The organism is Pigmentiphaga sp. MLSB6-MA01 (assembly GCF_058793475.1).
On sequence record NZ_JBXAFV010000005.1, the window covers coordinates 255837 to 277615 of the forward strand.

The window sequence follows — 21779 nt, forward strand, 5'->3', positions numbered from 1 at the left end:
ACGATGACTGACGACATATCACTCACCACCCCCTTCCACCACCGGATTCCGTCATGACCCCTCAAGAGCTGAAGGCCACGATTTCCCAGGGATTGCTCTCTTTTCCCGTCACCGATTTCGACCAGAACGGCGATTTCGCGCCCAAGGGCTACGCCGCCCGGCTGGAATGGCTGGCCCCCTACGGGGCCAGCGCGCTGTTCGCGGCGGGCGGCACGGGCGAGTTCTTTTCGCTGACGCCGGCCGATTATTCGGCCGTGGTGAAGACGGCCGTGGACGTGTGCGAGAACCGCGTTCCCATCCTGGCGGGCGCCGGCGGCCCCACCCGCACGGCCATCGCCTATGCGCAGGAAGCGCAGCGCCTGGGCGCCAAGGGCGTCCTTTTGATGCCCCACTACCTGACCGAGGCCAGCGAAGCCGGCATCGAGGCCCACGTGGCAGAGGTCTGCAAGTCGCTGGACATAGGGGTGATCTTCTACAACCGCGCCAACTCGCGGCTGGGGCCGGCGGCGCTGTCGCGCCTGGCGGACCGCTGCCCCAACCTGATCGGCTTCAAGGACGGCATGGGCGACATCGAGGCCATGGTGCGCGTGCGTCGCGGCCTGGGCGACCGCTTCGCCTACCTGGGCGGGCTGCCGACGGCGGAGGTCTACGCGGCGGCCTACAAGGCGTTGGGCGTACCCGTGTACTCGTCGGCCGTGTTCAACTTCATTCCCAAGACCGCGATGGCGTTCTACCACGCCGTAGCGCGGGACGACGCGCAGACCATCGGCCGGCTGCTGGACGATTTCTTCCTGCCCTACCTGGAAATCCGCAACCGCCGCGCCGGCTACGCGGTCAGCATCGTCAAGGCCGGCGCTCGCCTGGTCGGCCGCGACGCGGGCCCGGTGCGCGCGCCGCTGACGGACCTGGACCAGGACGAGATGCAACGCCTGGCGGCGCTGATCGAGAAGGTGGGCGGGCAGTAGGCGCCACGGCCACGCCGATACGGGGGGCGCCGGCGCGGCGCCCATGGGAGATGAGCGACGGCCTGGTGTTTCGCGCTATCCTTGCGGGGACCCGCACCGGGCCTGCCCGGCGCCTTGTTACACCCTTGCCCGCCGCCTCGTGCCCCCACGCACCGCAATGCACCGACTCCCACCGCCCTTCCCGTTCGCCCCGCTCCCCCGGGGAGCCGCCTGATGGGCGTCTTCCACATCTATTTCTCCATTCTCAGCCTGCTGGCCCCGCTCATGGTGGTCATCGGCGTCGGCACCACCTGGGGCAAGCTGGGACACGCCTTCCCGGCGCAGTTCGTCACGGTGCTGGCCACCACCGTCACCACGCCGGCGCTGGTGTTCAATACCCTGGTCACGACCCAGCTCAGCAACGAGATCATGGCCACGGTCGCGGGCGCCACGGTGCTGGCGCTGGCCCTGTGCATGGGCATCTCGGCGCTGGCGCTCAGGCTGTGCAAGCTGCCGGTGCGCAAGCTGCTCCAGACCACGACCTTCCCCAACGCCGGCAACCTGGGGCTGCCCATCACCCACCTGGCCTTCGGCGACGCCGGCCTGTCGACCTCGATCGCGTTCTTCGCCGTCTGCTCGTTCATCCAGCACACCGTGGGCGTGCGCACGCTGCCCAGCGCCAACGGCATGCCGGCGGCGTGGAAAAGCCCCATCCTGATCGCCTCGGTGCTGGCCGTGGCCTGCCGCCTGTTCGACTACACCCCGCCCCGGTGGATCATGGAGTCGGCCCAATTGCTGGGCAGCATGACCGTGCCGCTGATGCTGCTGGGACTGGGCCACGCGCTGGCGCTGATCCCCGCGGCAGGCCTGCGGCTGGGCGGCATCATCGGTGCCATCCGGCTCGTGGTGGGCCTGGCCACCGGCGCGGCGGCGGCCTGGCTGGTCGGGCTGCCGGCCGACATGATCGGCAACATGGCCCTGCAGATGGGCATGCCCTGCGCGGTGGTCAGCTATATGTACGCGCGCCGCTATACCGACATGGGCGACACGGCGGCGGGCGCCGTGCTGATCTCGACCGTGGTGTTCCTGATCCTGGCGCCCTTCCTGCTCTGGCTGCTGGGTTCGCCCGTGGCGGGCTGAGCCGGCACGCTCAAGTCCCGGGCATCGGGGCCGTTAATCCGGGCATGCTCCGCCCGGAACCCACGCCATGCCGCCCGTCACCCCCATTTCCGCGTCGTTGTCGATCTCGCACCTGCGGCTGCCAGGCGAGGCGGAAGGCCAGGCAGCCGCTCCGGCGGCCGATGCCTCGGCCGTCCTGCGGGGCCTGGGCGTCCCGGCCGGCGAAAGGGCCAAGGACAAGGCCGCCGAGGCGGACGGCGGCGACAGCAGCGACTCCTTTGCGGTGAAGGCGCTGAAAAAGCGCATCAAGGAATTGCAGAAACAACTGGCGCAGGCCCAGGCGGAAATGGAGCGGCTGCGCGCCAGCGCCATGCCGGCCGAGGCCAAGGCCCGGGCCGTGGCCTCGGCGCAATCCCGGATCAACAGCCTGGCCGGCGCGCTGCAGACGGCGATGACCGAACTGGCCAAGGAACTCGAACGGTCGGGGGAAAGCGCCGCCGGCTCGCTGGTGGATACCCAGGCCTGAACGGCTAGCGACGCTCGCCGGCCGCGTCCACGGATGCCAGCGCCGCGCCGACGGCGTTCTGCCCGCGGCCCGCATCCGGTGCGCCGGACGCCGGGCGAGGCCATGCGGTCCGGTCGCGCATGGCCGGATCGGCCTTGAGCAGCTCGGCGATGAATTCGATGACCACGCGCGTGCGCAAAGGCAGATTGCGGCGCGACGGATAGACGATGTAGAGCGGCAGGCGCGCCGGTGGAAACTCCGGCAACAGCGAGACCAATCGCCCCGTTCGCAGGTCGTCCGCCACCATCAGGTGCGACAGGATGGCGATGCCATTGCCGCCCAGCACGGCCTGGTGCACGGCCGACGCATTGTTCGCCCGCAGCCGGCACGGCACGTTCACCGAGAACTGCCCCTCGGACGCCTCGAACCACCAGGTATCGTCCTTGCCCCACCGGCTGTAGACCACGCACTCGTGGTTGCGCAGGTCCTGGGGAGACCGGGGCAACGGCCGGCCGGCCAGATAGGACGGCGCGGCCACCAGGAATGCCGAGGTCATGCCCACCCGCCGCGAGATCAGCGAACTGTCGTCAATGGGTCCCAGGCGCACTTCGAGATCCAGGCCGTCCTCGATGAGGTTGCTGGTGCTGTCGCGCACCACCATGTCCAGGCTCAGGCTGGGATGGCTGTCGAGCAACGCACGCGCGTGGCCGCATATATGCAGGGCCAGCGGCGCGGGCAGGCTCAGCCGGACCTTGCCGGTCGGCCGGGCCTGGGCCGGGCTGGCGGAGACGCTGAGGCTTTCGGCGGCTTCGACCAGATTGCGGGCCGCCGGCAACAGATTACGTCCTTCCTCGGTCAGGACCACGCCGGTCGTGCTGCGCTGGACCAGCCGCATGCCGACGTGTTCCTCCAACGCGCGCACCTGCCGGGAAACGGCGGGCTGGGTGACGCCGCGTTCGCTGGCGACCACCGAGAACGAGCCGGTTTCCGCGACGCGCAGGAAAGCGAGGAGCGAGGAAATCAGATCCATGGCGAGCTTCCCAGGATACGCCCGTGCGCGGGCCGCGCTTTCATACTTTTTCTACGAACGATTATACGGTCGGCGCTCCTAGTGCCACGGGTCGTTAGTCCCTAGCATTCGCTCGACATGCAGGTAGACCCACACGTACAGGTAGCAGCGATGAACACGCAATCGGAATTGCCCACCGGCCCCAGCAAGGCCGAGATGATGCAGGCGGTCAGGGAACTGCTGGACTTCATCGGCGGCCGTCCGCTCGGCCCCGAACTGGAGGCCGCATTGAACGAGCGCTACGGCGCGCGCACCGAAGGCTATGCCCGCCTGCTGGCGCTGCTGCGCCGCGGCATGGACGAGGGCTGGTCCTGCTATGCCGAAATAGACGGCCCCGACTATCGACGGGGCCGGATCGCCCATGCCTCGCCCGACACGGATGGATTCACGGTGGAAAGCGGCTGCCTGCGCAACGTGCCGGGCCACTATCACCGGCACCCGCTGGGCGAGATCAACATGATCGGCCCCGTGGACGAGACCGGCCGCTTCTGCGGCGCCGGCGCGGGCTGGAAGGTCTTTCCGCCCGACAGCTCGCACTTCCCTACCGTCACGGGCGGCAGGGTCACCATGCTGTTCTTCCTGCCCGGCGGCCAGATCGAATACAGGAACCCGCCTTCGGCGCCCTGAACGGCGCCTCTCTTGCAGCACCCCGGTTCCCATCTCAACGTTCCACATCCAGGGGTATCCATCATGCACGTCAAATGGTTCGCGTTGCCGTTCGCAATGCTTTTGGGAATGTCCGCCCACGCCGCGGACAAGGTGAAGATAGGTTTCATCAGCACGCTGTCCGGACCTCTGGCGGCGCTGGGAACGGAAATCCGGGACGGATTCCGGCTCGGCCTGGACGAGACCGGCAACCGGATCGGCGGCCTGCCCGTCGAGGTGGTGGAAGGCGACGACCAGGCCAACCCGGTCGTCGGCAAGCAACTTGCCGACAAGTTCATCAAGCGCGACAAGGTCGATTTCATGACCGGCGTGGTGTATTCGAACGTGATGATGGCGGTGGGCGCGCCCACCTTCGCGGCCAGGACGTTCTACATCAGCGCCGCGGCGGGGCCCGCCTCGCTGGCCGGCGCGCAGTGCAATCCGTACTTCTTCGGGCTGGCCTGGCAGAACGACGGCCAGAGCGAGGCCATGGGCCGCCACATGAGCGACAAGGGTTATAAGCGCGTGGTCATCATGGCGCCCAACTACACGGGCGGCAAAGAAAACCTGGAAGGCTTCAAGCGCACCTTCAAGGGCAGCGTGGCCGACGAGATCTACGTCAAGCTGGGCGAACTGGACTTCGCGTCCGAGATCGCCAGGATCCGCGCCCAGAAGCCGGATGCGCTGTTCTTCTTCCTGCCCGGCGGCATGGGCATCAACTTCATCAAGCAGTTCCAGGCCGCCGGGCTGGCGCGCGAGGTGCCGTACTTCGTGCCGGGGTATTCCGCCGACGAGGACACCATCCAGGCGCTGGGCGAGGCGATGGTCGGCCTGCAGAATTCGTCGCACTGGGCCTGGGACCTGGACAACGCCGCCAACCGCAACTTCGTCGCGCGCTTCCAGCAGCGCTACGGCCGGCTGCCGTCGATGTACGCCTTCCAGGGCTATGACGTGGTGCGCCTCTTGGACCGCGCGGTGGCCGACGTGAAGGGGAACATCGGGGACAAGCGCGCGCTGCACGACGCCATCGCCGCGGCCCGGTTCGAGTCCGTGCGGGGCGCCTTCAAGTTCAACACCAACCAGTTCCCGATCAACGATTTCTATCTGCGCGAGGTGCGCAAGGACGAGTCCGGCCGCGTCACCAACAAGACGGTCGGCAAGATCATGACCGCGCACACCGACAGCTATGCCGGCGCCTGCAAGATGAAAAACCCCTGACCGGACCACGAGGATTCAACCATGGCAACTCCCAAGATACTCGCTTTCGCCGGCAGCTCGCGCGGCGCGTCGCTGAACAAACTGCTGCTGGCGGTGGCGGCCGACGGCGCCCGCGCCGCCGGCGCCGAGGTCACGCAGGTCGACCTGCGCGACTATCCCATGCCGATCTACGACGGCGATGACGAGATGCGGTCCGGCGTGCCCGACAACGCGCTGGTCCTGCGCGGCCTGATCGCCGAGCACGACGCCCTGCTGGTCGCCACGCCCGAGTACAACGGATCGATCAGCGCCCTGCTCAAGAACGCGCTGGACTGGTGCTCGCGTCCCATCGACGGCGAGGACGGCCTGCTTCCCTACCGGGGGAAGATGGTCGCGCTGCTGGCGGCCTCGATGAGCCCGTTCGGCGGCATCCGCGCGGTCACCCATGCGCGCGGCATCTTCAACAAGATGGGCGCGATCGTGCTGCCCGACGAAGTGCTGCTGCCGCAGGCCCAGCATGCCTTCGATGCCGGCGGCAACCTGCTGAACGAAACCTCGCGCCAGCTCGCCCGCCAACTGGGAGCGGCGCTGGCCGCGAAGGCGGGACGAGGCGTCTCATGAGCACGGTCATCGAGTCCGCGCTGAACGGCGTCCAGTTCGGCCTGATGCTGTTCCTGCTGGCCGCGGGCCTGACGCTGGTGTTCGGCATCATGGACATGATCAACCTTGCCCACGGCTCGCTGTACATGTTCGGCGCCTACCTGACCGCCGCGCTGGTGGAGCCCACCGGTTCGTTCCTGCTGGCGATGCTGCTGGCGATGCTGGCCACCGCGGCCATCGGCATGCTGCTGGAGACGACCGTGCTGCGCACGCTGTACCAGCGCGATCACCTGTCGCAGGTGCTGGCGACGTTCGCGCTGATCCTGATCGGCAACGAGGCCGTGCGCATGATCTGGGGCCCGCAGCCGCGCCGGCTGGCGCTGCCCGAACTGTTCTCGGGCCCGGTCGACCTGGCGGGCATCCAGTACCCGTCCTATCGCCTGCTGGTGATCGGCGTGGGCCTGGCGGTGGCCCTGCTGCTGTACCTGGTGGTGGCGCGCACGCGCGTCGGCATGTGGGTGAGGGCGGGCGCCTCGAACCGCGAGATGGCGACCGTCATGGGCGTGGACATCAAGCGCCTGTTCACGCTGGTGTTCGGCCTGGGCGCGCTGCTGTGCGCCGTGGCCGGCGCGTTGCTGGGCCCGCTGCTGTCGGTGCAGGTAGGCATGGGCGAGAGCATCCTGATCCTGGCTTTCGTGGTGGTCGTGATCGGCGGCATCGGCTCGATCCGCGGCGCGCTGGCCGGCTCGCTGATGGTGGGCATGGTCGACACCGTCGGCCGCACGCTGGTGCCCGGCGCGCTGGGCACGGTGTTCTCGCCCGCGGTCGCCTCGAACCTGGGGCCGACGCTGGCCTCGATCCTGATCTATGTCCTGATGGCGGCCGTGCTGTTCTGGAAGCCGCAGGGCCTGTTTCCTGCACGGGGGTAACCATGGCACCACTGGACCAAATCCTGGGCCGCCGGACCGGCGCCGTCCTGCTGGCGCTGGCCGTGACCTTTCCGCTGGGCGCGGACTGGCTGGGCCAGGGCTTCTACGTCGACCTGGCCGCGCGCATCATGATCTTCGCACTGGCGGCGTCCAGCCTGAACCTCGTCATGGGCTTCGGCGGCATGGTCTGTTTCGGCCACGCCGCGTTCCTGGGCATAGGCGCCTATACGGTGGCCATCCTGATGGACGCCGGCGTGGACGCGGCCTGGATCGCCTGGCCCGCGGCCACCGCCGCCGCCGCGCTGGCGGCGTGGCTGATCGGCGTGGTCAGCCTGCGCACGCGCGGGGTGTACTTCATCATGATCACCCTGGCCTTCGCGCAGATGCTGTACTACGTGTTCGTCTCGCTGAACGCCTACGGCGGCGACGACGGCATGCCGCTGGCGGCCCGTTCGGCCCTGCCCTTCGGCCTGGACGCCTCGTCCGACCTGACCTTCTACTACGTCGTGCTGGCCATCCTGGCCGTGGCCATGTGGCTGATGCAGCGGCTGGTCAACGCCCGCTTCGGCCGCGCCCTGCAGGCCATCCGCGAGAACGAGACGCGCATGGAGGCCATCGGCTATCCGGTGTTCCGCATCAAGCTCGCGGCCTTCGTCATCGCCGGCGGCGCGGCCGGGTTGGCGGGCGCGCTGGTCGCGAACCAGGCCGGCATGGTCAGCCCCGGCCTGATGTACTGGACGCAATCGGGCTCGCTGATGATCATGGTCATCCTGGGCGGGGTGGGCTACCTGTACGGCGGCGTCGTGGGCGCCGCGCTGTTGCTGGTGGCCGAAGAGTACCTGTCGGGCCTGACGCTGTACTGGCAGCTGCCGCTGGGCATCCTGCTGCTGGCCGCGGTGCTGTACGCCCGCAACGGCGCCCTGAGCCTGGCCACGAGGTGGCGCCATGGCTGATTCCTGCAAGCTGCACGTGTCCGGGCTGGTCAAACGGTTCGGCGGACTGACCGCCACCGACCAGGCCAGCTTCGAAGTCAGGGTGGGTGAGATCCACGCCCTGATCGGCCCCAACGGCGCGGGCAAGACCACGCTGATCCACCAGATCTCCGGGGCGCTGCGGCCGGATGCGGGCACGATCTCGATGGACGGCGCCGACATCACCCGGCTCCCCATGCACCGGCGCGTCGGCCTGGGCCTGGCCCGCTCGTACCAGATCACGAGCGTGTTCAAGTCCTTCAGCGTGCTGGACAACGTGGCGCTGGCGGTGCAGGCGCGCACGGGTGGCGCCGCCGGCTGCTGGCGGCCGGTGCGGCGCGAAGCGGACGTGTATGCGCAGGCCCGGCGCGCGCTCGACCGGGTCGGCCTGGCCGCCCGCGCGGACGCCTTCACCCACAGTCTGTCCCATGGCGAGCAACGCAAGCTGGAGGTAGCCCTGGCGCTGGCCACGTCCCCCAGCCTGCTGCTGCTGGACGAACCCATGGCCGGCATGGGGCCCGAGGAGTCCGAGGCCATGGTGGAACTGCTGCTGGGCCTGCGCGGCGAGATCACCATGCTGCTGGTCGAGCACGACATGCACGCCGTGTTCCGCCTGGCCGACCGCCTCTCGGTCCTGGTCTATGGACGCGTGATCGCCACCGGCTCGCCCGAGGCGATCCGCCGCAACGCCGACGTGTGCCGGGCCTACCTGGGCGACGAGGCAACCGTATGAGCGGCACGACGAGCCACATGGAAAAAGGAGACGCGCCATGGAACCGGTACTGGAAGTGAAGGGCTTGCAGGCCGCCTACGGCAGCAGCCAGGTCCTGTTCGACGTGTCGCTGGACATCGGGGTGGGCGCGATGCGCACCCTGCTGGGCCGCAACGGCATGGGCAAGACCACCACGGTGCGGACCCTGCTGGGCCTGACGCCGTCGCGCGGCGGCGAGGTGCGCTTTCTCGGCCAGCGCATCGACCGCCTGTCGCCCCACCGCATCGGCCGCCTGGGCATCGCGGTCGTACCGGAGGGCCGGCAGATCTTCCCCAACCTGAGCGTGCGCGAGAACCTGACGGCTTTCGCCGCCAACCGCAGCCGCCAGGCCGAGCCCTGGACGCTGGACCGCATCTACGCCCTGTTTCCGCGCCTGCGCGAGCGCGAGCGGAACATGGGCAACCAGTTGTCGGGCGGCGAACAGCAGATGCTGGCCATCGGCCGCGCCCTGATGACCAACCCGCACCTGCTGATCCTGGACGAAGCCACCGAGGGCCTGGCGCCGCTGATCCGGCAGGAGATCTGGGACTGCCTGGCCGCGCTGCGGCGCGCCGGGCAGACGCTGCTGGTGATCGACAAGTACGTCGAGCGCCTGATCGCCATCGCGGACCGGCACACTATCATCGAACGCGGACGCGTGGCGTGGGAAGGCAGTTCGGGGGAGCTTGGCGCCGACCCGGCCATCTGGCAACGCTACGTGGGTCTCTGACCGCGCGCTTCGCACACGGCACCTGGAGCAATGACATGAAACACGTATCGATGGCCGGACTGAGCGAGATGCAGCGCTACTGGCTGATCACCGGCAGCGTCGGGCCTCGCCCCATCGCGCTCGTCACCAGCCTGGATGCGGACGGCCTGTGCAATGCCGCGCCGTTCAGCGCGTTCAACTACATGGGGGAGGATCCGCCGCTGTTCGCCATCGCCGTGGTCGCCTACGGACAGGAGAGCCACCGGCCGGGCGAGGCCAAGGACACGCTGCGCAACATCCGCGAACGCGAGGAATTCGTGGTGAACATGGTGGACGAGGACATCGTCGACAAGGCGGTGCTGTGCGGCAGCGATTTTCCCGCGCACGTCTCGGAGGCCGAAGCGGTGGGCTTCACGCTGGCGTCCTGTACCGCCGTGCGGGTGCCGCGCATCGTGGAAGCGCCGATCTCCTGGGAATGCCGGTTGTTCCGCGTCCTGGACATCTCGACCCAGCGGGCCATCGTCTTCGGCGAGATCCTGGCGATGAACTTCCGCGACGATCTGCTGGACGAACAGGCGCTGCGCGTGAACGTCGGGCGCTTCGCCCCGGTAGGCCGGCTGGGCGGGCCGAACTACTGCCTGACCCGCGAGCGGCGCCGCATCCCCGTGCCGACCTACATGCCGGCCACGGGGCAGCCCCGGGAGTGACGCCGGCGCGCGGCGCGCGCTACCAGACGATGCAGAACCCCTGCTCCAGCAGCGCTGACGGCAGGGTGGCCGCGCGCGCCAGCCCCACCGCCCCGAACGCGGCAACCGCCACGCCGCCGGCGATACGCCAGGCCGGCAGCCGCGCGCGGCGGCGCAGCCAGCCGGCGGCGCCGGACAGCGCGACCAGGTTGGGCAGCGTGCCCAGGCCGAAGGCCGCCATCGTCAGGGCGCCGGCCGCCGCGCTGCCCGCCACCAGCGCCACCGCCAGCACCCCCAGCGACATGCCGCAAGGCATCCAGCCCCAGGCCAGGCCGGTCAGGAAGCGTTCCAGCAGCGGCCGCCCGGCAACGCTCGCACGCACGAAACGGCCAGCGGGCGAGCGGGCGACAGCCCCGGCCGCGCCGGTCCAACCCCGCACCAGCGCGGCGCGCCACGCGCCGGCTGCCCGGCCGCCCGCCGCCGCGCGGGGCCAGGCCGCGCGCGCCACCAGCGCCACGCCGTAGACGCACAGCAGCGCCGCCCCGAAGACCAGCGCGCCGCGCTGTAGCGGCAGCCAATCCCGGCTCCAGATGTTGCCCCCCAGGCCGCCCGCCACCGCGCCCAGCAGCGCGTAGGAAGCGATGCGGCCTGCGTGCATGACCAGGGCCTCCAGCCCCAGCCGCCAGGGCGCCGCGCGCCGCAGCACCGCCAGCCGTTCGCCGTGGCGGTGCTCGACCGCCATCACCAGTCCGCCGCACATGGCGGCGCAGTGCACGCCGCCCAGCAGGCCGAGCAGGAATACGCTGGCCAGCGCCGGCCAGCCGGTGAATACCCACCCGCTCACGCCCCGCCCCCTCGGCCGCCGCGCATCATGGCAGGTCGTCCACGTCGCTGCCGTCCGGCCCCGCGCCGCCGCCCGCCAGGTACAGCGTGATGGCGCTGGACACCCCGGCGATCGCCCACAGGAGGAAGAAAGCCACGGTATAGAACGCCTCGCGCGACATCTCGACCGGGCGCCCGACCAGGGTCAGGCCGCGCGGATCGAGCAGGGTGAAGACGACCAGCGCGGCGCCGGCGCTGGCCAGGAAGGCCGGCCACAGCACCCACATGCTGACGCGGCGCCATTTCATGGCGCACGCTCCACCACCAGCCCCCGCTTGACCACCGTATCGACGACCGGAGGATCGTCATGTGTCACCGCGAGAACGATGGTCACGATGCAACCCAGCATCGCCAGGGCGGGCCCCGCCATCAACAGCCAGGGCCAGGGTTCCTTCCACCAGGGTCCCGCATCCTTCTGCTCTTGCATCCCGCACCTCGCTTTGTCCATTCAAGGAACGATGAAACTCGACGTCTCGCGCAGCCCGTCCGCGCCGCGGTCGTCGCGCACGACGAACTCGATCCGGTACGTGCCCGGCCGCGCCTCGTCCACCGGCAGCGTCACCCGCACCGGCCACAGTCGGTTCGAGGCGGGCGCCAGTTCGATGTCCGTGCCGCCATCGGCGCCCTGCACCCGCAGCTGCGGCAGGCCCTGCACGTCCAGCCGCACGCGCAGGGCGCGCTCGGTCGCGTTCATGAGCTGCAACTGGTAGACGTTCTCGATCATGCCGCCCTCGGCCTCGCGCGCCAGCACCGAGCGGTCGCGGATCACGTCCACGCGCAGCGGCTGCCGCGCCGCCAACAGGCCCACGAACACCGCCGCCAGCGCCAGCCAGATCGCGCCGTACACCAGCACGCGCGGGCGCAGCAGGCGGCGTCGCGCCTGTTTCGCGTCCAGCCGCAGCTCGATGGCGCGTTCGGACGCATAACGGATCAGGCCGCGTGGATACTGCATCTTGTCCATGACCTGGTCGCAGGCGTCGATGCAGGCGCCGCAGCCTATGCACTCGTATTGCAGGCCATCGCGGATGTCGATGCCGGTGGGGCACACCTGCACGCAGATGCTGCAATTGACGCAATCTCCCAGGCCCGCCTGGCGCGGGTCGATCTTGCGCGACCGGCTGCCCCGGGGATCGCCCCGCACCGGGTCGTAGGTGACCACATAGGTGTCGGGGTCCACCATCACGCTCTGGAAGCGCGCGTAAGGGCACATGTACTTGCAGACCTGCTCGCGCATGAAGCCCGCGTTGCCCCAGGTGGCGAAGCTGTAGAACACCAGCCAGAACCATTGCCAGGGACCCAGCGCGCCCTGCAGCGCCTGGCCAGCCAGTTCGCGGATGGGGCTGAAATAGCCGATGAAGGTGAACCCGGTCCAGGTCGCCACCACCAGCCACATCGCGTGCTTGGCGCCCTTGCGCCCGATCTTGCGCCAGGACCACGGCGCCGCGTCCAGCCGGATGCGCGCGAACCGGTCGCCTTCGGTCAGGCGCTCGATCCACATGAAGATCTCGGTGTAGACCGTCTGCGGGCACGCATAGCCGCAGAACAACCGGCCCGCCACCGCCGTGAACAGGAACAGCGCCAGGGCGCTCAGGATCAGCAGCAGCGTCAGGTAGATGATGTCCTGCGGCCACAGCACCATCCCGAACAGGTAGAACTTGCGCGCCCCCAGGTCGAACAGCACGGCCTGCCTGCCGTTCCAGGTCAGCCACGGCAAGCCGTAGAACACCGCCTGCGTCAGGAACACCAGCGCCACGCGCCAGTGCGCGAAGACGCCGCTGACCGAACGCGGATAGATCTTGCGCCGGACCTCGTACAGCGCCTGTTCCGAGCCGTCCTCGTCGCCGCCGGCGGCCGGGCAGGCGGCGCGCTCGCGCGGGGAACTCATTTCGCCTCTTCAGCGGGCCGGGTCAGGCCCCAGACGTAGGCGGTCAGCAAGCGGATCTGTTGCGGCGTGAACAAGTCCTCGTGCGCCGGCATCTGGTTGTTGCGACCTTTGGTGATGGTCTCGGCGATGACGGCGGCCGAGCTGCCGTACAGCCAGACCTTGTCGGTCAGGTTGGGCGCGCCCAGCAGCGGATTGCCCTTGCCCTCGACGCCGTGGCAGGCCGCGCAGTTCGCGCGGAAATCCGCCCGGCCGCGGGCGGCCTTGATGGGATCGGCGGCCAGGCCCGACAGCGAGCGCACGTACTGGGTCACGTCGCCGACCGCGCGCGAGTCCAGTTGTTCGCCGAACGGGGGCATGATGCCGTGCCGCCCCTTGGCGATGGATTCGCGGATGACGTCGGGCGCGGAACCGTACAGCCAGTCGCCGTCGGCCAGGTTGGGAAAACCCTTGCTGCCGCGCGCGTCCGAGCCATGGCACTGGGCGCAGTTGTTCAGGAACAGCCGCTGCCCGATCTCCCGCCCCTGGGCATCGTCGGCGATGGCCGGGATCTCCATGGCCTCGAAGCGCGCGTACAGCGGCTGGACCTGTTCGCGCAGCTGGTGCTGCTGCGCGGCCAGCGCGCCGGTGCTCGACCAGCCCAGCCAGCCCTGGACCTTGCCCAGGCCGGGATACAGGACCAGGTAGCCCAGCGCGAACACACAGGACAGCAGGTACATCCACATCCACCAGCGCGGCAGCGGATTGTTCAGCTCGCGCAGGTCCTCGTCCCAGACATGGCCGGTATCGTCGACCGGCGCGCCCGGGGCGCCCCCGGAAGATTTAAGGAAGGCGCGCTGCGAGAACAGCAGCCAGACGCACCAGACGATGCCGATCAACGCGATCGCGCCGATGTAGTAGCCCCAGAAATCGGTAGTGAAATCGCTCATTGCCCGGCATCCTTGCCTTGCGCCGCGACGGCGCTTTCGTCGGGGAGCGCGAACGGCAGCATGGCCGATTCGCGGTTGGCCTCGGCGCGGGCGCGCGACCACGCCCACGCCACGATGGCCAGGAAGGTCGACAGCGCCAGCGCCGTCGCGATCGATGTGATCCAAGCGATCGTGTCCATCACCGCCCCTGCTTCTTCATCGCCAGGCCCAGGCCCTGGAGGTAGGCCACCAGGGCATCCTCTTCGGTCTTGCCGGCCAGCTCACTGGCCGCCGCCGCGATCTGTTCGTCGGTATAGGGCACGCCCAGCGTGCGCAGCGCGCGCATGCCCGCCTCGACCTGGTCGCTCGCGACCGGCGCCTGGCGCAGCCACGGATAGGCCGGCATGTTGGACTCCGGCACCACGTCGCGCGGATTGTTCAGGTGGACGCGGTGCCAGTCGTCGCTGTAGCGGCCGCCCACCCGCGCCAGGTCGGGGCCGGTGCGCTTGGAGCCCCACAGGAAGGGCCGGTCGTACACGCCTTCGCCGGCCTCGGAGTAATGGCCGTAGCGCTGCACCTCGGCCGCCAGCGTGCGCACCTGCTGCGAATGACAGCCCACGCAGCCTTCGCGGATGTAGACGTCCCGCCCGGCCAGGCGCAATGCGGTATAGGGTTCCACGCCCTGGACGGGAGTGGTGGTGGAGTGCTGGAAGAACAGGGGCACGATCTGCACCAGCCCCGCGATGCTGACCACCGCGATGGTGGCCAGGATCAGCCAGCCCACGTTCTTTTCCAGCGTTTCGTGGCTGAAGAAGGAAGCACGTTTCGATTTCATGGCGGTGCGCTCCTCAAGCCAGCCGCGGCTGGGCCGCCACGGACACCGGGACCGGCGCCGGCACCGGCGCGTCGAACGGCTGCCGGCCGCGCGCCGTCATGATGAAGTTCCACGCCATCAGCAGCATGCCGCCCAGGAAGCACACCCCGCCCAGCAGGCGCACGACGTAGAACGGATACGTGGCCTTGACCGATTCGACGAAGGTGTAGGTCAGGGTGCCGTCGGGTTCCACGGCGCGCCACATCAGGCCCTGCATGACGCCGGCGATCCACATCGCGGCGATGTAGAGCACCACGCCCAGCGTGGCGATCCAGAAATGGAGTTCTATCATCCTGGTGCTGTACATCTGCTTCTGCCCGAACAGACGCGGGAACAGGTAGTAAAGCGAGCCGATCGTGATCATCGCGACCCAGCCCAGCGCGCCGGAATGCACGTGGCCGATGGTCCAGTCCGTGTAGTGCGACAGCGAATTGACGGTCTTGATGGACATCATCGATCCCTCGAACGTGGACATGCCGTAGAACGACAGCGCCACCACGAGGAACTTCAGGATGGGATCGGTGCGCAGCTTGTGCCATGCGCCCGACAGGGTCATGATGCCGTTCAGCATGCCGCCCCACGACGGCGCCAGCAGGATCAGCGAGAACACCATGCCCAGCGACTGCGCCCAGTCGGGCAGCGCGGTGTATTGCAGGTGGTGCGGACCGGCCCACATATAGGTGAAGCTCAGCGCCCAGAAGTGGACGATGGACAGCCGGTACGAATAGATGGGCCGCTCGGCCTGCTTGGGCACGAAGTAGTACATCATGCCCAGGAAGCTGGTGGTCAGGAAGAAACCCACGGCATTGTGCCCGTACCACCACTGCACCATCGCGTCCTGCACGCCGGCGTAGGCCGAGTACGACTTCCACATCGTGGCCGGCCATTCCAGGTTGTTGACGATGTGCAGCAGCGCGATCGTCAATATATAGGCGCCGAAGAACCAGTTCGCCACGTAGATGTGGCGGGTCCGGCGGCGGGCGATGGTGCCGAAGAACACGACGGCATAGGCCACCCACACCAGCGTGATGAGGATGTCGATGGGCCATTCGAGCTCGGCGTATTCCTTGCTGGTGGTATAGCCCATCGGCAGCGTGATCGCCGCCGCGACGATGACGGCCTGCCAGCCCCAGAAGGTGAAGGCCGCCAGCGGCGCCGAGAACAGGCGCGCCTGACAGGTGCGCTGCACCACGTAGTACGAGGTGGCGAACAGCGCGCTGCCGCCGAACGCGAAGATGACCGCGTTGGTGTGCAGCGGCCGCAGCCGGCCGTAGGTCAGCCAGGGCACGTCGAAGTTCAGCGCCGGCCAGATCAATTGCGCGGCGAGCAGCACGCCCACCGCCATGCCCACGATTCCCCACACGACCGTCATGACGGCGAATTGGCGGACGATCTTGTAGTTGAATGTTTCGCCTGAAAGCGCGCCGCTAGCGCTGTCGCCCATGGCAGTTTCCCCTGATTCTGAATTCCCGCGCCTATCATGCTCATGCGCGGGGGAACGCGCCTTGACGCAGATCAAGCCTCGCGGGAAGAGCGCCCGGGGCGCGGCGTGTCGTCCACACCCGCCGGCGTGTCGTCATCCATCAGGATGGCGTAGTCGGCGCCGTCCATGTCCTCGAACTGGCCGTCCTGCACCGCCCACCACAACACCACGACGACGGCCAGCACCAGCATCAGGCTGAGCGGAACCAGCAGGTAGAGCGTTTCCATCAGCGGCGCAGCCTCCATGCGTTGCCCACCACCAGCAGCGACGACAGCGACATGCCCAGCGCCGCCATCCATGCGGTGATCCAGCCCGACGCGGCCAACGGGATGAAGGACAGGTTGTAGGCCAGGGCCCAACCCAGGTTCTGGCGCATCACGCGCCGCGCGCGGCGCGCGGTCCGCAGCGCGTGCGCGACGCCCAGGATGCCGTGGCCGTTGAGGATCACGTCGGCGCTGGCGCGGGCCAGCGGGGTGCCGGCCGCGACGGCCATGGACACCTGGGCCAGCCCGAGCTGCGGCGCATCGTTGATGCCGTCGCCCACCGCCAGCACGATCGCGCCGCGGGCCTGCAGGCGCGCGACATAGTCCTTCTTGCCCTCGGGGCTGACGCCGCCCGCATGGCTGCGGATGCCGAACTCGTCGGCCCAGGCTCCGACCGTGCGCGCATCGTCCCCCGACACCAGGTGCACGCGCTTGCCCATGGCTTGCAGTGCCCGCACCATCTCGTGGCTGCCCTCGCGCGGCGCATCCCGCAGCACGAAGCGCGCGAGCGGCCCGGCGTCGCCGGCCAGCCAGACCTGCGTGGCGATGGCGCCGGCCGCTTCGTCCCGGCCATCGGCCAACGGCGGCGATGGCGCCGTGTCGCGCGCACCCGCCGCGAAACGTTGGCTGCCCAGGCGCATCGCCACCCCGGCGAAACTGGCTTGCACGCCCTGCCCCGGCAGGTGGCGGGCGCCATCGACCTGCGGCGCGGCCAGGCCCGCCTCGCGCGCCGCCGCGATCAGCGCCAGGCCCGCCGGGTGCGTGCTGCCTTCCTCCATGGCCGCGGCCAGGGCCAGGCTCTGCCGGGCGTCCATCGCGCCGGATACTTCCACGCTGGCCACCGTGAACCGGCCCTGGGTCAGCGTCCCGGTCTTGTCCAGCACCACGTCGGTGACCTGCGCCAGCGTTTCCAGCGCATGGCCCTTCACCACCAGCACGCCCTTGCGGGCCAGGGCCGCCGTGGCCGCCGCCAACGCGGCCGGGGTCGCCAGCGACAGCGCGCACGGGCAACTGACCACCAGCACCGCGATCATGACCGGCAGCGCGCGCGAGGGATCGATCCACCACCAGACCGCGCCGGTGGCCAGCGCCAGCGCGATCAGGGCCAGCACGAACACCACCGCGATGCGGTCGGCCAGCACCGCGATGCGCGGCTTTTCCTCCAGCGCCCGGTCCAGGGCCTGGATGATCCGCGCCAGCCGGGTCTCGCCGCCGACCTGCTCGACCCGCATCCATACCGGACTGCCGTTGTTGTGGCTGCCGGCGACCAGCCCATCGCCCACCCCCTTGGCGATGGGCCGGCTTTCCCCGGTCAGCATGGCTTCGTCGACCTGCGTGGCGCCTTCCAGCACCCGGCCGTCGGCCGGCACGGCCTCGCCCGGGCCGATGCGCAGCACATCGCCCGGACGCACCTGTTGCAGGGCGATGAGGCCGGCCTCGCGGCTGGCCGGATAGTCCCGCAGCCGCGCGCAGGTGGCGGGCAGTTGCGCGGCCAGCGCGCGGCCGCCGTCCTGCGCCTCGTGGCGCACCACCAGTTCGAGATAGCGCGCCGCCAGCAGCAGGGCCACGAACATGGTGACCGAATCGAAATAGACCTCGCCCCGGTTGGCCACCGTGGCGGCCACGCTGGCGCCGAAGGCGGCCAGGATGCCGATCACCACCGGCAGGTCCATGCCCGGCCGGCCATGGCGCAGCCCGCGCCAGGCGCCCCGCATCAGCGGCCACGCGCTGTACGCCACCACCGGCAGGGTCAGCGCCAGGCTGGCCCAGCGCAGCAGTTGCCACTGGTCGGGCGCGATCGAGGCCTCGTGCCGGTACAGCGGCCACGCATACATCATGACCTGCATCATGCACAGCAGCGCCACCGCCATGCGCAGCAGCAGGCCGCGCTTCTCGCGGCGCAGCCCATCGTTCGCGGCGCCCGGCTGGAACGGCACCGCGCGGTAGCCGATGGCGGCGAACGCGTCCAGGACGCGGCCCAGCCCGGTCTGCGCCGTCTTCCAGCGCACCCGCGCCCGGCCGGTGGCATGGTTGACGTGCGCCGCCACCACTCCGGGCTGGCGTTCCAGGTGCTGCTCGCACAGCCAGACACAGGCGGCGCAGCGCAGGTCGCCGATCGTCAGCCAGGCCTCGGCCGTACCGGCGTCCACGGCGCGCACGTACAGCGATTCGATGTCGGCCTGCCCGAACGCCGCGCGCAGGTCCGCCTGCCCCTCGGCATCGTCCAGCGGACGGCCCAGGCCGTCGCGGAAACGATAGAAGCTCTCCAGGCCCGCGCCGTGGATGGTCTGGGCGACCGCCAGGCAGCCGGCGCAGCAGAACCCGCGCTCGGCGCCCGCCACGGACGCGCGCAGGCCGCCGCCCGCGGGCTGGCCGCAGTGATAACAGTCCGCGGCCGGGGCGCTGGCGCCGACGGCCGGCGCGCCCAGGGTGGCGCAAGGCAGCGAAGTCGTGTTCACGCTACGCATTCTGGCGGCAAGGCCGGCCGCGCGCGTTGATCCAGGTCAAGCCGGAAGGTTCAGGCGGGCCGCGTCAGGTCTTCCAGGTGCCCCAGCCAGTGCATGGCGTGTTCCCGGCTGTCCCCGCACATGTCGGACGCGGGCATCAGCGAGGCGCAGACGGCGGGGCGCTCGGGCCGGCCGAACAGCTTGCAGCGCTCGCGCTCGTCCAGCTGGATGCAGCGCATGCCGGCCGGCTTGCCGCCGGGAAGCCCCGGTATCGGCGTGGTGATGGACGGCGCCGTGCAACAGGCGCCGCAGCCGGGACGGCACTCCATGCCGTCAATCCGCCCGCACCGACTGCACGAAGGTCTGGGCCGAATCGCGGTCCAGTTCGTCTTCCCGGCCCAGGGCCACGACCTCGATCAACTGGTTCCCCAGCAGATAGACCCGCCCCAGCAGCCAGGACGGCGTGTTCGCCACCATGCCATGCACTTCCAGCTCCACCGCCCGGCCGAGCTTGCGCGTATCGGCGGGCGCCTGCCGCAGCGTGATCTCCTTGCGATAGGTAAGCGTGCCGCGCAGGTTGGCCAGCAGCACCTGCTCGAAGGCGTCCGCGATCTTGGCCAGCTCGGCCGGATCGGCCAGGATGGCCTCCGGCAGCGTCACCCGGCCGACGGCGAAGATGGAAGTGTCCACCGGGGCGATATCGAAGGCCAGCGGCAGCGTATGGCCGGCGATGTCCACATCGCGCTGGTCGGGCTTGGGACGGGCCGGGAAGGTGACGCGGATCGCCCCGTCGGCCGCCGGCATCTCGCGCCAGTTGTACTTGGGCGAGCAGGCGGCCAGCATGGCCAGGAGCAGGACGAGACAGGCGCGGACAGGAGCAGACATGGGTATTCCAGCGACAGAGTGCGGCATCGTCGCCCGCTGGTCCGCGACCAGGCGGTACAAGCTGTTACACGAGCCAGCCGGCCCGCTTGAAGCGGCTGAGCGACAATCCGCCTTTGAATCCATACAAGATCGATACGGGACAACGAATTGTCGCTGATTTCCATGACGACCGCTCCGGACGGCACGCAGCTCGCGGCGTACCGCTGGGACGTGCCGCCCCGCCCCGAAGGCTATCGGCCGGCCTACCTGCTGCACGGCCTGGGGGAACACGCCGGACGCTACGAGGGGCTGGTGCGCTGGTTCGCCGCCCGCGGGTGGTCGATGGCGGCGCACGACCATCGGGGCCATGGCCGTTCCAGCGGCAAGCGGGGCGCCCTGCGCGCCAGCGACGATTTGGTCGTGGATGCCGAACACCGGCTGGCCGAATACGCGCGCGAGACAGGCGCCCCGCCGCTGCTGGTCGGCCATAGCCTGGGCGGCCTGGTTGCCGCGCGCGTGGCGCTGCGCGGCAACGTGCCGCTGGCGGGCCTGGTGCTGTCGTCGCCCGCTTTCAGCGTGGAGCTGTCCGCCCGCCAGCGCTGGCTGCTGGACATGCTGGGCGGCATCGCCCCCGACCTGCGGTTGGGCAGCGGCCTGAAGATCTCCAGGCTGTCGCACGAGCAGGCGGTGATCGACGCCTATGCCCAGGATCCGCTGGTGCATGACAGGATCAGCGCGCGGCTGATGCGCTTCATCGCCGAGGCCGGCGCGCAGTCGATCGCCGAGGCGTCCACCCTGAAGCCGCGCACGCTGCTGATGGTCGCGGGGGACGATGCCATCGTCTCGCCGTCGGGCAGCCGGCGCTTCGCCGACTCGGGCGCGCCCGGCAAGCTGGCGCTGCGCTGGTACCACCAGGCCTACCACGAAGTCCTGAACGAAACCCCCGCGCTGGCCGCCCCGGTCTACGCCGATATGGAGACCTGGCTGGCCACGCTGGCCGACCCGGTTTGAACCGATCGGCAAGAATGGGCTATCCTAGTCTCATGGAACCCATCCGGCGTGCCACCCCGGCACCCGCCTCCTCGCTCCGATCCCGGTCGACGCGCGCCCTAGCGCGTCGCGCGTCGTCGCGCCCGTCCATCCTGTTTCAGCTCATCCCGGCCTTCCACTCCTGAGCCCGGCGATCCCCCTCCCCTCTACCGCTTTCTCGCAATCGATCGCCGGGCTTCCCGAACAAACGTCTTGAACGCCGTTTTCCCGGCACCGTTTTTCAGGAGACAGGCATGCAAACCGGCAGCCCTCACTACATTACCGTCAACGAACTCGACTACGTTCGCCTTACCAATCTTCTGGGCCAGCTCGACCGCGAGCCCGCGGCGGGCACCGCCCAGGCCGTCCTGGCCGAGGCCCTGGACCAGGCCGACCAGGCCGAACCGCGCGAAATCCCCGCCGACATCGTCACCATGCATACCCGCGTGGAAGTCGAAGACGACGGCGGCACGCGGCTGATCACGCTGTGCTACCCCAAGGAGGCCGATGCCGCCAAGGGCATGGTGTCGGTGTTTTCGCCCATGGGCGCCGCCCTGCTGGGCGTCCGGGTGCCCGGCAGGATCGGCTGGACCCCGCCCGACGGCGAACCTCGGCAGATGAACATCGTGCGCATCGACTACCAGCCCGAAGCCAATGGCGACTACACCGCCTGACCCCTCCTGCCTCGCGGCGGCCGGACAACATCCCCGCCCCGTTTCCTGCCTTCCGCCCCCAGGCCGTGCTAGAGTAGCCGCCGAGTCGGTGCTTCACAGTTAAACGGGAAACAGGAGGGCCCCTTCGGGACCTAACCTGTGCTGCCCCCGCAACGGTAAGCATTCCGTCCCGCGTGGTCACGCCGCGCGCGACACGCCGCATCGAACCCACTGTGCCCCGTCCCGCCGCATCCTCCGGCGTCGACGCGCATGGGAAGGGGATGCAGCCGCGAATGCCAGCCCGGATACCGGCCGGCTCAACGGTCTCCCATGACCGCAAGGGGGAAGCGCCATGCTTCCCGATTCGCA

26 protein-coding genes and 1 riboswitch are annotated in these 21779 nt (G+C 69.5%); of the genes, 13 read left to right on the forward strand and 13 right to left on the reverse strand.

Annotated elements, in window-relative coordinates; all coding sequences use genetic code 11:
• The first annotated feature begins 53 nt into the window (after positions 1–53).
• The 3 genes from kdgD to AC1Q6E_RS10975 all read left to right on the forward strand — a co-directional run bounded on the left by kdgD (position 54) and on the right by AC1Q6E_RS10975 (position 2589).
• Entirely contained in the window at positions 54–965 is a 912-nt protein-coding gene (gene kdgD, locus AC1Q6E_RS10965) for a 5-dehydro-4-deoxyglucarate dehydratase (RefSeq protein ID WP_296555814.1), read from the forward strand.
• A gap of 210 nt (positions 966–1175) precedes the next feature.
• Positions 1176–2084 (forward strand): AEC family transporter, encoded by a 909-nt coding sequence (locus AC1Q6E_RS10970; RefSeq protein ID WP_492572768.1) that lies wholly within the window; start codon positions 1176–1178, stop codon positions 2082–2084.
• Between the two features lie 67 nt (positions 2085–2151).
• Positions 2152–2589 (forward strand): hypothetical protein, encoded by a 438-nt coding sequence (locus tag AC1Q6E_RS10975; protein ID WP_152793047.1) that lies wholly within the window; start codon positions 2152–2154, stop codon positions 2587–2589.
• A 4-nt stretch (positions 2590–2593) separates the two neighbouring features.
• Here AC1Q6E_RS10975 and AC1Q6E_RS10980 read toward each other — a convergent pair whose 3' ends face one another.
• Complete coding sequence (locus tag AC1Q6E_RS10980; protein ID WP_152793046.1) at positions 2594–3598, reverse strand: LysR family transcriptional regulator; 1005 nt, start codon at positions 3596–3598, stop codon at positions 2594–2596.
• Positions 3599–3748: 150 nt separating this feature from the next.
• Between AC1Q6E_RS10980 and AC1Q6E_RS10985 the strand changes: the two genes are divergently transcribed.
• The 8 genes from AC1Q6E_RS10985 (at position 3749) to AC1Q6E_RS11020 (ending at position 10146) form a co-directional block, all read left to right on the forward strand.
• The gene (locus AC1Q6E_RS10985) at positions 3749–4264 is read left to right on the forward strand and encodes a 4-hydroxylaminobenzoate lyase (protein ID WP_492572732.1); all 516 of its coding nucleotides are present in this window, start codon (positions 3749–3751) and stop codon (positions 4262–4264) included.
• 108 nt (positions 4265–4372) lie between these two features.
• Positions 4373–5500 carry an ABC transporter substrate-binding protein gene (locus AC1Q6E_RS10990; RefSeq protein WP_492572733.1) on the forward strand — a complete coding sequence of 376 codons (1128 nt, stop codon included), beginning with the start codon at positions 4373–4375 and terminating at the stop codon, positions 5498–5500.
• Positions 5501–5521: 21 nt separating this feature from the next.
• Positions 5522–6100, forward strand: coding sequence for an NADPH-dependent FMN reductase (locus tag AC1Q6E_RS10995; RefSeq protein ID WP_152793043.1), 579 nt, complete (start codon positions 5522–5524; stop codon positions 6098–6100).
• Positions 6097–7008: a branched-chain amino acid ABC transporter permease gene (locus AC1Q6E_RS11000; RefSeq protein ID WP_152793042.1), complete on the forward strand. Its 912-nt coding sequence runs from the start codon at positions 6097–6099 to the stop codon at positions 7006–7008. Before AC1Q6E_RS10995 ends, AC1Q6E_RS11000 begins: the two co-directional genes overlap by 4 nt.
• Positions 7009–7010: 2 nt before the next feature.
• Entirely contained in the window at positions 7011–7961 is a 951-nt protein-coding gene (locus AC1Q6E_RS11005; RefSeq protein WP_492572734.1) for a branched-chain amino acid ABC transporter permease, read from the forward strand.
• Positions 7954–8712 carry an ABC transporter ATP-binding protein gene (locus tag AC1Q6E_RS11010; RefSeq protein WP_152793040.1) on the forward strand — a complete coding sequence of 253 codons (759 nt, stop codon included), beginning with the start codon at positions 7954–7956 and terminating at the stop codon, positions 8710–8712. The genes AC1Q6E_RS11005 and AC1Q6E_RS11010 overlap by 8 nt, the downstream gene beginning before the upstream one ends.
• A 37-nt stretch (positions 8713–8749) precedes the next feature.
• Positions 8750–9460: an ABC transporter ATP-binding protein gene (locus AC1Q6E_RS11015; RefSeq protein ID WP_152793039.1), complete on the forward strand. Its 711-nt coding sequence runs from the start codon at positions 8750–8752 to the stop codon at positions 9458–9460.
• A 35-nt stretch (positions 9461–9495) separates the two neighbouring features.
• Complete coding sequence (locus AC1Q6E_RS11020) at positions 9496–10146, forward strand: flavin reductase family protein (protein WP_152793038.1); 651 nt, start codon at positions 9496–9498, stop codon at positions 10144–10146.
• Between the two features lie 19 nt (positions 10147–10165).
• Here the strand turns inward: AC1Q6E_RS11020 and AC1Q6E_RS11025 are convergent, their stop codons facing one another.
• From AC1Q6E_RS11025 to AC1Q6E_RS11080, 12 genes are all read right to left on the reverse strand, one after another.
• Positions 10166–10969 (reverse strand): sulfite exporter TauE/SafE family protein, encoded by an 804-nt coding sequence (locus tag AC1Q6E_RS11025; RefSeq protein ID WP_296555807.1) that lies wholly within the window; start codon positions 10967–10969, stop codon positions 10166–10168.
• 25 nt (positions 10970–10994) lie between these two features.
• On the reverse strand, positions 10995–11255 hold the full coding sequence (locus AC1Q6E_RS11030) for a hypothetical protein (protein ID WP_152798117.1): 261 nt from the start codon (positions 11253–11255) through the stop codon (positions 10995–10997).
• Entirely contained in the window at positions 11252–11434 is a 183-nt protein-coding gene (locus AC1Q6E_RS11035; protein ID WP_152798116.1) for a FixH family protein, read from the reverse strand. The genes AC1Q6E_RS11030 and AC1Q6E_RS11035 overlap by 4 nt, the downstream gene beginning before the upstream one ends.
• Positions 11435–11455: 21 nt before the next feature.
• Entirely contained in the window at positions 11456–12892 is a 1437-nt protein-coding gene (ccoG, locus tag AC1Q6E_RS11040; RefSeq protein ID WP_152798115.1) for a cytochrome c oxidase accessory protein CcoG, read from the reverse strand.
• Positions 12889–13818 carry a cytochrome-c oxidase, cbb3-type subunit III gene (ccoP, locus tag AC1Q6E_RS11045; protein ID WP_492572735.1) on the reverse strand — a complete coding sequence of 310 codons (930 nt, stop codon included), beginning with the start codon at positions 13816–13818 and terminating at the stop codon, positions 12889–12891. Before ccoP ends, ccoG begins: the two co-directional genes overlap by 4 nt.
• Positions 13815–13997, reverse strand: coding sequence for a cbb3-type cytochrome oxidase subunit 3 (locus AC1Q6E_RS11050; RefSeq protein WP_152798113.1), 183 nt, complete (start codon positions 13995–13997; stop codon positions 13815–13817). Before AC1Q6E_RS11050 ends, ccoP begins: the two co-directional genes overlap by 4 nt.
• Positions 13997–14632, reverse strand: a complete 636-nt coding sequence (ccoO, locus tag AC1Q6E_RS11055) for a cytochrome-c oxidase, cbb3-type subunit II (RefSeq protein ID WP_152798112.1) — start codon at positions 14630–14632, stop codon at positions 13997–13999. Before ccoO ends, AC1Q6E_RS11050 begins: the two co-directional genes overlap by 1 nt.
• 13 nt (positions 14633–14645) lie before the next feature.
• Positions 14646–16115: a cytochrome-c oxidase, cbb3-type subunit I gene (gene ccoN / locus AC1Q6E_RS11060; protein ID WP_152798111.1), complete on the reverse strand. Its 1470-nt coding sequence runs from the start codon at positions 16113–16115 to the stop codon at positions 14646–14648.
• Positions 16116–16186: 71 nt separating this feature from the next.
• Positions 16187–16381 carry a cbb3-type cytochrome oxidase assembly protein CcoS gene (gene ccoS / locus AC1Q6E_RS11065; protein ID WP_296555801.1) on the reverse strand — a complete coding sequence of 65 codons (195 nt, stop codon included), beginning with the start codon at positions 16379–16381 and terminating at the stop codon, positions 16187–16189.
• Complete coding sequence (locus AC1Q6E_RS11070; RefSeq protein WP_296555800.1) at positions 16381–18885, reverse strand: heavy metal translocating P-type ATPase; 2505 nt, start codon at positions 18883–18885, stop codon at positions 16381–16383. The genes ccoS and AC1Q6E_RS11070 overlap by 1 nt, the downstream gene beginning before the upstream one ends.
• A gap of 50 nt (positions 18886–18935) precedes the next feature.
• Positions 18936–19193 carry a YkgJ family cysteine cluster protein gene (locus tag AC1Q6E_RS11075; protein WP_492572736.1) on the reverse strand — a complete coding sequence of 86 codons (258 nt, stop codon included), beginning with the start codon at positions 19191–19193 and terminating at the stop codon, positions 18936–18938.
• Positions 19194–19197: 4 nt separating this feature from the next.
• A complete protein-coding gene (locus AC1Q6E_RS11080; RefSeq protein WP_152798107.1) occupies positions 19198–19749 on the reverse strand; it encodes a hypothetical protein in 552 nt (183 codons plus the stop codon).
• Between the two features lie 162 nt (positions 19750–19911).
• Between AC1Q6E_RS11080 and AC1Q6E_RS11085 the strand changes: the two genes are divergently transcribed.
• Both AC1Q6E_RS11085 and rnk read left to right on the forward strand, forming a co-directional pair.
• Positions 19912–20739 carry an alpha/beta hydrolase gene (locus AC1Q6E_RS11085; RefSeq protein WP_492572737.1) on the forward strand — a complete coding sequence of 276 codons (828 nt, stop codon included), beginning with the start codon at positions 19912–19914 and terminating at the stop codon, positions 20737–20739.
• Positions 20740–21011: 272 nt separating this feature from the next.
• Entirely contained in the window at positions 21012–21431 is a 420-nt protein-coding gene (gene rnk, locus AC1Q6E_RS11090) for a nucleoside diphosphate kinase regulator (RefSeq protein WP_152798105.1), read from the forward strand.
• 69 nt (positions 21432–21500) lie between these two features.
• A riboswitch (cobalamin riboswitch) is annotated at positions 21501–21741 on the forward strand.
• Positions 21742–21779: the final 38 nt, after the last annotated feature.